The sequence below is a fragment of the Streptomyces sp. NPDC054794 genome, assembly GCF_053611585.1.
Genome location: NZ_JBSHAQ010000016.1, coordinates 16646 through 28668, shown reverse-complemented (window position 1 = coordinate 28668; position 12023 = coordinate 16646). Strand labels below are relative to the sequence as shown.

The following is a 12023-nucleotide window of genomic DNA, read 5'->3' as shown; positions in this document are numbered from 1 at the left end:
GGCGGCAGCCGGCCGGGACGGCCCGCTCGCAGGCCGAGCTGTCCTCCCGTGGTCTTCGCAGGTAGCGTCCGCTGCATGGACAGCAGTACGGACAGCGGCCGGTTCGACACCCAGGGCGCCGGGATCACCGTTCAGCGGGCGCTGGAGCTGCCCGGCCTGCGCAGCGGGCTCCCGGAGATCCTGGCGGGCGCCGACCGGCTGGGGCGCACCGTCCGCTGGGTGCACGCGGGCGAGGTGCCGAACATCGCCTCGCTGCTGAAGGGCGGCGAGCTGCTGCTGACCACCGGCTACGGGCTGGGCACGCGCCCCGCCGAGCAGCGCGCGTTCGTGCGCACCCTCGCCGAGCGCGGCATCGCCGCCCTGGTCGTGGAGCTCGGCCCGCGCTTCGCCCGGCTGCCCGCCGCCCTCGTGGACACGGCGCGCTCAGCCGGTCTGCCGCTGGTCCAGCTGCACCGCGAGGTGCCGTTCGTGACGGTCACCGAGGAGATCCACACGGAGATCGTCAACGGCCACTACGCGCTGCTCCAGCGGGCGGAGGAGGTGCACCGCCGCTGTACCGAGGCCCTGCTGGGCGGCGGCGGGGTGCCGCAGGTCCTGGAGATCCTGGCCGGGTTCAGCGGCAATCCGGTGTTCCTGGAGACGACGGACGGCCAGCTCCTGTACGCCGCCGGGGCCGGGCCCGAGGGCACGGATCCGTTGCAGGTGTGGGAGGGGCTGCGCGGGGCGCACAAGGACGCGCCGCCGCCGGCCGGTTCGGTGCTGGTGGACGTGCCGGGCGGCGGTCCGGGTACCGGCTCGGTACGGGCCCGGCTGGTTCTGCTGCCCGTACGGTCGCCGCTCGCGCCCGTGCACCGCATCGCCGCCGAGCGGGCCGCGGGCATCCTGGCCGTCGTCCTGATGCAGGCCCGTCAGGAGGAGGAGCTGGCGGCGCGCGGGCGCGGTGACTTCCTGACCGATCTCGCCGAGGGGCGCATCACGGCGGATGACGCGCCCGCGCAGGCCCGGGTGCTGGGCTTCAAGCCGGGCGGCGGCCCACTGCTGCCGGTGGTGATGCGGCTGGGCGACGCCCTCTCCCCCGGCGGCGGCTGGGCGGTCCTGGCGCGCGCGGTCGCGGAGGAGCTGGCCGCGGTGGGGGTGCCGGTCCTGCTGGGCGTACGGCCCGTGGAGGGGCGGGTGCCCGTGCTGCTGGGCCTACGTTCGGAGTCGGAGCGGTCGGCGGTCGCGGACCGGGTCGCGGCGGCGCTGCGGGCCGGGGTGGAGCGGGCCGGGATGCAGCGACCGGGCGCGCAGCCGCCGGTCGTGGTCGTCGGGGTGGCCGGCGGCTGGGCGGCCGCGTCGGCGGGGCTGCGGCACGCGGCCGAGACGGCGACGGCGGCCCAGGGCCTCACGGACCGGCCCTGGTACGACGCCCGCCGCCTCGACATCGACCTGCTGCTGTGGCGGCTGCGCGACCATCCCGACCTCGCGGCCTTCGTGGACCGTGCCATCGGCCCGCTGCGGGACCACGACCGCCGCTCCAAGCCGCCGCTGCTGCCCACCCTGCAGACGTATCTGGCGCACGCGGGCCGCAAGGCCGAGACGGCCCGCGAACTGCACCTCAACCGCCAGACCCTCTACAACCGCCTGGCCCGCATCGGGGAGTTGCTCGGCACCGACCTCGACGACCCGCAGACGGTCCTGGCGTTGAGCCTGGCCCTGCGGGCGCGTCGGCACGTGCCCTGAGCGACGCTCAGGGCAGGGGCTGCGGCTGGGTCAACTCGTCGTAGACGCTGAGGATCTGGGTGACGGTCTCGTCCTCGGTCGGCCAGCCTGCCGCCTGTTGCGCGCCGCTCAGCCGGAGCCGCTCGCACCGGTCGGGGTCGGCCAGCAGATCCATGACGGCGGTGGCGAGTGCCTCCGGATCGCCGTCCGGGACGAGTTCGGCGGCGTCGCCCACGAGGTCCGGGATGCCGCCGACAGCGGTCGCGACGAGCGGCACGCGCGCGTGCAGGGCCTCCTGGGCGAGGACCGAGCGGGACTCCCAACTGCCGGGCAGCAGCGCCAGATCGGCGGCGGCGAGCAGTTCGCCCGCGTCGTCCCGCCGCCCGATCAGCCGCACCGGCAGCCCCTCCTCCTCGATCCGCCGCTGCAACGGTGCCCGCAGCGGCCCCTCCCCCGCGATGACGAGCAGCGGCTGGGGATCGAGGCGGCGCCAGACGCGGGCCGCGTCGAGCAGGACGTCGTGGCCGCGGTACCGGTCGAGGGCACCGATCGCGATGAGCAACGGCCGCCCCGTGGCGCCGAGTTCGGCCCGGATCTTGGGCGGCAACCGGTCCGGGTCGTCGCGTTCGGCGGCCCGGCCCGGTCCGGGCAGCGCCACTGCGGCGAGCCGGGCGTCCCGGGCGCCGGTGCGGCGCGCCTGGTCCACCAGGTCCGAGGTGCTGCCGAGCACCACGGCGGCCACCTTCACCACCCGCCGCTCCAGCAGCCGCAGCAGATGCGCGCGTGCCCCCTCGGCGTGGGCGCGGTTGTGCCAGGTGACGACGAGCGGGGTGCCGCGGCCGCTCAGCGCGAGCGCGGCCCGGAAGGAGGCGTGCAGCCCGTGCGCGTGGACCAGGTCGGCCTGGGCGCAGGCCGCCCGCAGCGCGGCCACGGACGCGGGGTCGCTGCTGCGCGGCACGTGGACGTGCTCGGCGCCGGTCCCGGTGAAGTCGTAGGCGCGTTCGGCCTCGGCGGGGACGCAGACCGTGACCCGCACACCGCGCGCGACGAGGCCGGCGGCCAGGGAGCGGACGTGCGCACTGCTGCCGGCGTTGCCCCCGCCCAGCACCTGCACGGTGCGCAGCGGCGACTGACCGTGCGGCGAGTTGCTGGTCACGGGGCTCACGCGGCCGGGGCTCCTGGGTCGGCGTCGGGCGGTCACGAAGAAACGTACAGAAGGTATCGGGCGGAGGGGACGTACCGCGCTCGCCTCCCGCGCGGACCGCGTTCCCGGTCAAGGATGCCAGGACGTACGGGTGTTCCGGGAACGGTGCGTGGGCGCACGGTGTTCCGGCCCCGCGCACCCGCGGCAGCGCGTCACCCACAGGAGTGAACGAACGCCCACGGCGAGGAAGCCGCGCGCGGCGCGTGTGCCGAGGTCAGGCCCGCAGCGCCGGTCCCGGCGTGCGCGCCCACTCGCTCACCCGGTCTCCGTACACGGCGGCGGCCACGACCGCCACGGCGTGCGCGAGCAGTCCGGCGCGCCCGTTGCCCGCCACCACGGCGGTGCCCAGGGCCGCGCCCAGCGCGTGCGCCCCCGTGTCGCCGATCATCGCGCGCTCGCCCAGGTCGTCGGGGAGCACGGCCGCGGCGGCACCCGTCGCGGCGGCGGCCAGGTCCGCAGCCGGGCCCCGGCGCAGCAGCCCGGGTGCGCCGAGCGCGAGCACCACGGCGGCCGCCCGGCCCGGCCGGACGTCCACGAGGTTGACGAAGTGCGCGGCCCCGGCGATCACCACACCCGCGAGGAGCCGGTCCAGCGGCCGTTCCTTGAGCAGCGCACCGGCGGCCAGGGCGACGGCCGAGATCCCGAACAACTTCACGGCCCCGCTGGTGACTTCGCCCTCGCGCAGGGCGCGGAGATGGTCACCGAAGCCGCGCCGTCCGTCCCCGGCACCGACGACGTCGTCGTACGCCCCGCAGGCCCCGGCGGCGGCCACGGCGAGCCCGGCCGCCCCGCGCACCCGCCCGGCGGCGAGCGCCGCGCCCAGCGCAGCGGCGGGTGCGGCGTACAGCTCGACGGTCCGGCCGGCGTAGTTCTTCCGCTCCCAGCGGTCACGGCCGCCGGGTGCCCGGCCGCGCAGGGCCGCCGTCGTCGCGCGGGCCAGCGCGGCCGCCGTGAGGAAGGCCGTGCTCCGGCCCGCTCGTGTACTCATCCCGCCACCCTAGAAGGAACGGTGACGTGTTCGCCGGTTCGTCGGTTCGTCTGTACGTCCGCTCGTCAGGGCCACCATTCCGCGACGAGGGCCGACAGCCGGGCCGGGGTGGCCGCCGAACGCACGGGGATGTCCGGGGGCAGCAGGCGGCGGGCGATGCCGGTCAGGGTCGTGCCGGGGCCCAGCTCGACGAGGCGGACGCGGCCCGCCGTCATGGATCGCAGGGTCGCCATGGAGTCCGACCAGCGCACCGGCATGAGGAGTTGACGGCACATCAGCTCGCGCCACGAGGCGGGGACGTCGCCCTCGTGGGCGAGTCCGTCCACGTTGGCGATCACCGGGCAGTGCCCGGGGTGCAGGGGGGTGTCGCGGACGGCGGCGGCGAGGCGGGGCCGGGCCGCCGCCATCAGCGGGCTGTGGAAGGCCCCGCCGACCGGGATCCGGACGGCCCGCGCGCCGGCGCTCGTGACCCGCTCGGTCAGCGCGGCGACGGCGTCCGGGCCGCCGGAGACCACGATCTGGTCGGGGCCGTTGACATTGGCCACCCAGACCTCGGCCCGCTCGGCGACCCGCATCCCCGCGGCGAGCAGCTCCGCGGTCCGCGCGACGCCCGGTCCGACCAGCACGGTCATGGTGCCGGGCACCTGCCGGGCCGCCTCGGCCATCGCCGCGCCCCGCTCGGCAACGAGCCGCACGGCGTCCTCGGGGGTGAGCACCCCGGCGGCGGTCAGGGCGGCGTACTCGCCGAGGCTGTGGCCCGCGCACACGACGGGGCGCAGCGCGCCGACCGCCGTCCGGGCGACGGCGGTCCGCAGCGCGTCGAGCAGCACCAGCTCCAGGGTGAAGGTGGCGAGTTGGGCGTTGTCGGTACGGGTGAGACGCTCAGCGTCGGCGTGCAGCAGGAGCCATCCGAGGTCCCGTGCGCAGACCTCGGAGAGCCGCTCGACGACCTGCCAGTGCGGGGTGTCGCGCCAGGGCTCACCCATCCCCGGCCGCTGCGCGCCCTGCCCGGGGAAGAGCAGCCCGATCCCGGTGTCGGCAGGCGCGGGGGCGGGAGGCCGGGACGGCTCAGGGGGCGAGGCGGCCCTCGGGGGTGGGGTGGGCCGCGAGGGCGGAACGGCTCGGGGAGGCGGTGTCGTCCTCGGCGGCGGCGTGCTCCTCGGAGGCGGGGTCGTCCTCGGCGGCGGTGGAGGTGAAGTCGGTGCAGACAAGCTTCCAGTTCCTTCCTCGGACGGTGACGGCCGCGGTGAACCCGTCGCCCGGCCATGGCCGCAGCTGGGTCCAGTCGCCGGGCAGGCCGCGGGGCGTGCCGGAGCCGTCCGGCACGACCAGGCGCCGGGCGCCCGGCAGTGTCACCCCGCGCCCGGTGGCCTTGAGGGCGGCCTCCTTCCCGGTCCAGCGGCGCAGCAGCGCGGCGCGCCGGAGCGCGGGCGGCAACCGCAGGTAGGCACGCAACTCCTCGGGGGCGAGCACGGCGACGGCCAGGTCGTCCAGGTCCGCCGCGTCGGCAGGACCGGCCGACAGGTGCTCCAGGTCCGCGCCGACCGGGGCACCGCGGCACACGGCGAGCAGCGCCCGGTCCCGGCTGTGGCTCAGGCTGAACCGCAGCCCGTCGGCGCCCTGGCCGAACAGCCGGGGCTTGCCGTGACGGCCGTACTCCAGGGTGATCCGGTCGGGAGCGACGCCGGTGCGGCGGGCGAGCAGGGTACGCAGCGCGACCCGGGCCGTCACCCACCGGCGCCGGTCCTCCCGCAGCACCAGCCGCCGGGCGCGGGCCAGTTCGTCGGCGCCGAGCAGCTGCCCGGCCGACGCGAGCGCGGCATCCGCCGCCCGGCCGCTCAGCGGGATGCGCCAGACCTCCACCACGCCCGGCAGCGGGCGTGGCGCCGAGTCGGCAAACCGACCGTGCGACGGCACGGTCAGGGGTGACGTCGAGTCGACAAAACGACCCCGGGACGGGACGGACGACAGGGTCGGTGCCGCGGCGGCGGGCCGACCCGTCGGCAGGGCTGTCACGCTCGGTGCCTCCTCAGCTCGCCCGTGCCGTCGGGCCGGCCCCGGCCGGGCGCGGGACCGGGATGCCGAGCGTCTCGCTCAGGAAGTCCGGGAGCGAGGCCCGGACCCCGGCGAAGGGCTCGTGACCGCCCGGGTAGCGCTGCCAGGTCACCGGATGGCCCCAGGAGACGAGCACGTCCCGCAGGTCGGCCCCGCTGCGCTCCGGCACGATCCAGTCGCGTGCCCCGTGGCCGATCCACACCGGCAGCCGGCGGTTCGCGGGCGACGGCCCGCCCTCCGGGAGCAGCGCGGACAGGTCCGGCGGCAGATACGGCGCGTACAGCGCCGTACCGGCCAGGGGTTCGGCGTACCGCAGCGCCAGGGTCAGGGCGACCGTCGCACCTTGGGAGAACCCGGCGACGACGGTCCGCCCGGCACCGATCCGCCCGGTCTCCGCCCGCAGCAGCTCGGTGAGCGCACGGTGCGCGGCCAGCACGTCCCGGACGTCGAACCGGTCCAGCGCGACCAGGCTCTGCGGGAACCAGCACGGCACCGGCAGCCCGGTCAGCAGGCTCGGCGCCTCGACGGGCGCGCGCGGGAACACCCCGCGCACGCCCGCCGCGGCGAGCCCGAACCGGTCGGCCACGGCGACCAGGTCGCCGGGTACCTGGCCGACGCCGTGCAGCCACACGACGGTGGCCCGGTGCGCTCCGGCCGGTTCGATCTCCTCGTATTCCAGACGGTCCACCGCTCTCACCCGTGCCGAGGGGCCGGGCGCGGCGCGGCGGGGCGGCGCAGCAGCATCGACGCGTACTGGCCGCCGAAGCCGAAGGAGTTCTTCAGTACGGCCGCGACCGGCCGTTCCTCCGGGGTGAGGGAGGTGCGGACGGCGCACGCCGGGTCGGGTTCGGTGCAGGTCGGCACCGGGGGTACGACGCCGCGGCACATGGTGAGTGCCGAGGCGACGGTCTCCACGACGCCGGACGCCGCCGAGCCGTGCCCGGTCAGCGACTTCACCGCGCTGACCGGCAGGTCGGCCATCCGCTCGCCGAAGACCTTGTGCAGCGCGCGGGCCTCGGTGACGTCGTTGAGGCGGGTGGAGGTGCCGTGGGCATTGACCGTGTCGACCTCGTCGAGGTCGGCGCCGGCCTCGGCGAGGGCGGTGCGCATGACGCGTTCGATCATCTCCACGCGGGGAGCGGTCATGTGGGTGGTGTCCACGGCCAGGCCCCAGCCGCCGACCAGGGCGTGCGGCTGGGTCATGCCGCGCCGGGCGGCGTGCTCGGCGGTCTCCAGGACAAGCGCGCCCGCGGACTCGTTGATGACCATGCCGGTGCGGCGCACGTCGAAGGGCATGGACGCCTGCGCCGGGTCGCCCTTCCAGCGGGACAGCGCCATGAGCTGGCCGTACTGGGACAGGACGTAGGGGGTGTTGCGGGAGACGGCCGCGGAGACCACGGCGTACCGCGCGCGTCCGGACCGCAGCAGCCGGGCGGCCTCGGCGATGGCACGCAGCCCCCCGGAGCAGGTGGCCTCCAGACGGACCGGCAGCACGGCCGTGCCGAGACGTTCGGCGATCTCTCTCGGGTACGCGGACAGGTCGCGTGTCTCCAGCGGCAGGTTTCTGCGGCGCAGGTTCCGCAGGACGGCCTCGGGGTCGTTGCCGATGGTGTCGTAGCGCTCGGCGAGCTCCTCCATGTGCGTGATGTAGTCCTGCGGGTCCGATCCGGTGGGTCCCGGCCACACCCTGGCGTACACCAGCCCGGCGGGACCCTCGGCGGGGGGCTGGGCGTCCAGGCGGGCGTCGGTGAGGGCCTGCTCGACGGCCGCGTGCATGAGGGTGTCGCCCCAGGAGCGGCCGGGCTTGCCGTGGTCGGCGGCGACCTTCTCCTTGACGTCCTCGGGGATCAGCCCGGCCGTCCAGCCGCAGGGCAGTCCGGTGGTGTCCATCCGCTCCTCGCGGACGATCCCGGAGCGGCCTTCGAGGTTGGCCGACCAGAAGGTCTCCACGTCACCCCCGATGGGCGTGACCACCCCCATGCCGGTGATGAGTATGTCGTCGGTCATGCGTGTGCCTCCCCGTGGTCTGTCGTACGTCCCCGGGCCGCCGGCTCCCCGGGCGCCGCGAGGAGCAGCGCACCCGCGGCCGTCGCCTCCGCCCCCTGGTTGAGCGCCGTCAGCAGCACCGTCGCCGCCGGCGGCACGGGGCGGGCCTCGCCGATGACCGGGTCGAGGCCGGTGAGCCCGGGGTCGGGCCGGCCCAGCAGGCCGACCGGGGGCAGCTCGCCGCGGTCGAGGCTCTCCACGGCCAGCGCGGTGTCGATGAGCGCCGAGCACTCGAAGGCGTTGCCGATGGTGCCCTTGGAACCCGTGACGGGCAGGTTGCCCACGCGCGGCAACACGGTCTCGGCCTCGACGCGGTCCAGGCGGACCGAGCCCGCGCCGTGCGCCCACCACGCCGCGGGCGGGGCGGCCGCACCGGCGAGTACGGCGTCTACGGCGAGCCCGGCCGCCGTCGGGAGGTCCGCGGCGGCCAGCACCTCGCAGCCGAGGAACCGGGCGAGGGCGGGGCCGACCGCGACGTCGGCCCGCTCCAGCAGGATCGCGGCCGCGCCCTGACCGGCCAGGGTGCCGGCCCGGTCGGCGTCGAAGGGTCCGGCGCCGGTGGTGGCGCGGGTGCCGAAGGGCTCGTCCTGGTCGAAGGCGGCCATGCCGGTGACGGTGAGCGGCGCGCCCACGCCGACCACCAGGACCCGGTCGAGTTCGCCGGTCTCCAGCAGCCGTACGGCGAGGGCGAGCGCGCCGGTGCCGCCGGCCGCGGCCTCGCCGTAGGCCGCGACGTTGGAACCGCGGAATCCGCTCGCCATGGACACGAACTGGCCGAGCTGGGAGGGAATGCCGCGGATGTAGGAGTAGTCGGGCACCTCGTCGTGGAGGAACTTCGCCAGCGGCCTGGAGTCGTGCCGGAACTTGGACGCGAGCTGCGGGATGACGTCGCTCAGCTCGTCGCCGCTGCTGGCGACGGCCATGATCGTGCCGCCGCGCACGTCCTCGGTCTCGCCGGTGATCCCGGCCCGTTCCAACGCCTGGAGGGCGACGGCGACCGCCCAACGGGCGGACTGGTTGGCGTACTTGCTCGCGTTCGCCCAGGAACGGCCGGCGGGCCAGCCGATCTCCGAGGTGTCCACGACGGCGGTCGGCCAGGGCAGGCCGGAGGCGGACGCGCCGTCGTCGCCGGGGTGGTCGAAGAAGGTCTTGACCGCGGCCATGGCCTCCCAGAGCCGGGCCGCGCCCAGCCCCGCCGGGGAGATCACGCCGGTGCCGGTGACGACGATGTCCGGCCGGGTGTCCGCGCGGTCACTCGGCACGGCCGCCTCCGATGCCGCCCCACAGGCGGTAGCCGCCGTCGACGGTGATGGTCTGGCCGGCGATCCAGGACGCCTCGTCCAGGCAGAGGAGGGCGACCACGTCGGCGCTGTTCTCCGGGGTGGTCATGCGCTCGCCGGGCCACGGCGAGACGGCGAGTTCCTTGGCGACGCCGTGGGCGAAGTCGGGGCGGACCTTGAACACGCCGGTCTGGACGAGGCCGGGGCGTACGCAGTTGGCGACGATGCCGTACGGCGCCAGCTCGTAGGAGAGGTAGTCGGTCAGCGCCTCCAGGCCCGCCTTGGCGGCCGCGAAGAGGCCGGCGCGCGGGATGATGCGCGTGGTGGTGGAGTTGGTGATGGTGATGAAGCGGGCCCCTTCGCGCTCACGCATCAGCGGCAGCGCGTGCTTGGCGAGCAGCCAAGTGGCCCGGGAGTTGGTGTCCTGCACGAACTGCCAGTCGCCGAGGGAGGCGTCCGCGAGCCGGGTGAACTTCGTCGCGGCGGCGTTCTGGACGAGGATGTGCAGGTCCTGGTGGATCTCGCCGATCTCCGTGATCAGGTTCTCGATCTCCGCGGGGTCGCTCAGATCCGCGCGGTGCAGGGTCACTTCCGTGCCCCGCTCGCCCAGTTCGGCGGCGAGTTCCTTGGCGGGGCGTTCCCGGTCGACGTAGTTGATGGCCAGGGTGGCGCCCCATTCGGCGAGTTTGCGGGTGATGCCGGCGCCGATGCCGCGCGAGCCGCCGGTCACCAGGGCCACCCGGCCCTTGAGCGGCTGGTACTGGCTTTCCGTGGGTGTCCCCATCACTGAACCCTTCCCGTCGTGGCGGGCCGCTCGGCCTGCCGCAGCAGCACGACGCTCATGCGTCCGATGGCATACGTCCGGTCGTTCTCGTCGAAGACCCGGCGGGTCGTCTCGATCAGGCCGAGACGGTCGTCGATCTCCGTGGCCCGGTCGGTGCTCGTGGTGAACCAGAACGGCGTGTCGGGGTAGAGCGGGCGCACGAAGTCCCAGCCGAGCCTGCGCATTCCGACGATGGCCGCCGGCGAGCCGTGCTGGACGACCCAGCCGGAGGTGATCGAGTGGATGAATCCGCCGGGGACGATCCGCTGTCTGCGGTCCGTGCCGAGGGCGAAGTCGTCACTGTCGTGCACCGGGTGCTTCTCGCCCATCAGGTCGAGGAGCTGGTCGAGCAGCGCGCCGCTGAAGACGACCGGCCCGAACCTGCGTACCGGCGCGTTCGCCAGGTCCTCCCAGTACTTCACGGCCCCCACGGCCGTCCCCCTTCGTCCTCGGTCCGCGCGGCCCGGCTCACCGGGACCGCCGTCCGGATCCGCTCCCCGCTCCGCTACGCATGACCATGCGGCCGCCGTCCACGGTGAAGGTCTGGCCCTGGATGTAGTCGGCCTCGTCGCCGGCGAGGAAGGCGACCAGACCGCTGATGTCCTCCGGCAGTCCCCAGCGGGTGCCGTCCCCGTCGGAGCCGAGCCGGTCGGCGACGGCGGCGGTCATCTCGGTGCGGACCTTGCCGGGCGCGACGCAGTTGACCCGGATGCCCTTGCGGCCCACCTCCACGGCCAGGGCCCGGGTGAGCGACTCGATGCCGCCCTTGGACGCCGCGTAGGCGCTCTGCCCGGGGCCGGGGGTGCGCGCCGAGTTGGAGGAGATGTTGATGATGCGGCCCCACCCCTGGTCCAGCATCACCGGCAGCACGGCCCGGCTGGTCAGGAAGGGGCCGGTGAGATTGGTCCGCAGGACCTTCTCCCAGCGGGCGGTGCGGGTCACGGCCAGGAGCTGGTCGTCGATGACGGCGGCGTTGTTGACCAGGACGTGCAGGGCGCCCTCCTGTCGGGTCACCCGCTCCACCAGGTCCTCGACGGCGGCCTCGTCGCCGATGTCGGCCTGGTGCAGGGCGGCGCGGCCACCGGCGGCCTCGATCTCCTTGACCACACCGCGCCCGGCGTCCAGCGCGCTGTGGCACACGACGTGCACGGTCAGGCCGTCCGCGGCGAGCCGGCGGGCGATGGCGGCGCCGATGCCGCGCGACCCGCCGGTCACCACGGCCACCCGCCCGCTCGCGCCCTCGACCGGCCCGGACACGGCGTTGCCCGTGGTCGTCGCCGGCTCAGGCACGGCCGGCGCCGGTCACGGCGTCCGCGATCGAGGCGACGCTGCGGTGATGCTCGTCGGCCTCGGCGTTCCAGGCGTCCAGGTCGAACTCGGCGCCGAAGTGCCGGTTGATCCGGCGGGCGAGCTGCAGTAGGTCGAGGGAGTCGAGGCCCAGGTCCTCGACGACGGACTGGCCCGGCTCGACGCTCAGGTCGGCTATGCCCGGCTTGACTTCCTTCAGCAGGTCGATGATCTCGTCGAGAGTGGCGTTGGATGCCGTGGTCATCGTGTTCCTCCAGGGAGGTCGGCGGTGGTGGGCGGACCGGATTGCCGGCCGCCGCAATCCATGCCAACAGAGCGTTGAATGGGATCGCAACGCAGTGCCCACGCGAAACACCGGACAGCCGACGCGAAGTCGGCGTGCGGCGGCGGCAAAACTCCTTGTTGAACCACGGAACGTGTTTCTCCACTTCTCGGACAGGATGAATCAGCAAACCGGTCCGAGCAGCGAAAAGACCGCAAGAAGGTAAAGCTGGGTAAAGAATCCTTGACCATCCGTCAGCGCGCTTCATAAAGTTGATCCGCGTCGCGAACCCCTTCGGATACGTATTCGTTGATTGACCGTCAGAAAAACGACCGAGCGTCTCGATGTACAGGGGG

12 protein-coding genes are annotated in these 12023 nt (G+C 74.9%); 1 reads left to right on the top strand and 11 read right to left on the bottom strand.

Annotation, left to right across the window (positions count from 1 at the left end; genetic code table 11):
* Nucleotides 1–75 precede the first annotated feature (75 nt).
* Nucleotides 76–1722, top strand: a complete 1647-nt coding sequence (locus tag ACWGKT_RS18615) for a PucR family transcriptional regulator (RefSeq protein WP_453274511.1) — start codon at nucleotides 76–78, stop codon at nucleotides 1720–1722.
* Between the two features lie 7 nt (nucleotides 1723–1729).
* Here the strand turns inward: ACWGKT_RS18615 and ACWGKT_RS18610 are convergent, their stop codons facing one another.
* From ACWGKT_RS18610 to ACWGKT_RS18560, 11 genes are all read right to left on the bottom strand, one after another.
* The gene (locus ACWGKT_RS18610; protein WP_453274510.1) at nucleotides 1730–2866 is read right to left on the bottom strand and encodes a glycosyltransferase family 4 protein; all 1137 of its coding nucleotides are present in this window, start codon (nucleotides 2864–2866) and stop codon (nucleotides 1730–1732) included.
* Between the two features lie 253 nt (nucleotides 2867–3119).
* A complete protein-coding gene (locus tag ACWGKT_RS18605; protein ID WP_453274509.1) occupies nucleotides 3120–3893 on the bottom strand; it encodes a hypothetical protein in 774 nt (257 codons plus the stop codon).
* A gap of 65 nt (nucleotides 3894–3958) precedes the next feature.
* Nucleotides 3959–4915: an ACP S-malonyltransferase gene (locus ACWGKT_RS18600; RefSeq protein ID WP_453274613.1), complete on the bottom strand. Its 957-nt coding sequence runs from the start codon at nucleotides 4913–4915 to the stop codon at nucleotides 3959–3961.
* A gap of 46 nt (nucleotides 4916–4961) precedes the next feature.
* Entirely contained in the window at nucleotides 4962–5909 is a 948-nt protein-coding gene (locus tag ACWGKT_RS18595; protein ID WP_453274508.1) for a 4'-phosphopantetheinyl transferase family protein, read from the bottom strand.
* Nucleotides 5910–5922: 13 nt separating this feature from the next.
* Nucleotides 5923–6636 carry an alpha/beta hydrolase gene (locus ACWGKT_RS18590; protein WP_453274507.1) on the bottom strand — a complete coding sequence of 238 codons (714 nt, stop codon included), beginning with the start codon at nucleotides 6634–6636 and terminating at the stop codon, nucleotides 5923–5925.
* 5 nt (nucleotides 6637–6641) lie between these two features.
* A complete protein-coding gene (locus ACWGKT_RS18585) occupies nucleotides 6642–7955 on the bottom strand; it encodes a beta-ketoacyl-[acyl-carrier-protein] synthase family protein (RefSeq protein WP_453274506.1) in 1314 nt (437 codons plus the stop codon).
* The gene (locus ACWGKT_RS18580) at nucleotides 7952–9256 is read right to left on the bottom strand and encodes a beta-ketoacyl synthase N-terminal-like domain-containing protein (protein WP_453274505.1); all 1305 of its coding nucleotides are present in this window, start codon (nucleotides 9254–9256) and stop codon (nucleotides 7952–7954) included. Before ACWGKT_RS18580 ends, ACWGKT_RS18585 begins: the two co-directional genes overlap by 4 nt.
* Nucleotides 9246–10058, bottom strand: coding sequence for an SDR family NAD(P)-dependent oxidoreductase (locus tag ACWGKT_RS18575; RefSeq protein WP_356157043.1), 813 nt, complete (start codon nucleotides 10056–10058; stop codon nucleotides 9246–9248). Before ACWGKT_RS18575 ends, ACWGKT_RS18580 begins: the two co-directional genes overlap by 11 nt.
* Entirely contained in the window at nucleotides 10058–10528 is a 471-nt protein-coding gene (locus ACWGKT_RS18570; RefSeq protein ID WP_356157046.1) for a hypothetical protein, read from the bottom strand. The genes ACWGKT_RS18575 and ACWGKT_RS18570 overlap by 1 nt, the downstream gene beginning before the upstream one ends.
* A gap of 37 nt (nucleotides 10529–10565) precedes the next feature.
* On the bottom strand, nucleotides 10566–11387 hold the full coding sequence (locus tag ACWGKT_RS18565; RefSeq protein ID WP_453274504.1) for an SDR family NAD(P)-dependent oxidoreductase: 822 nt from the start codon (nucleotides 11385–11387) through the stop codon (nucleotides 10566–10568).
* Complete coding sequence (locus ACWGKT_RS18560) at nucleotides 11380–11649, bottom strand: phosphopantetheine-binding protein (protein WP_235459827.1); 270 nt, start codon at nucleotides 11647–11649, stop codon at nucleotides 11380–11382. Before ACWGKT_RS18560 ends, ACWGKT_RS18565 begins: the two co-directional genes overlap by 8 nt.
* Nucleotides 11650–12023 lie beyond the last annotated feature (374 nt).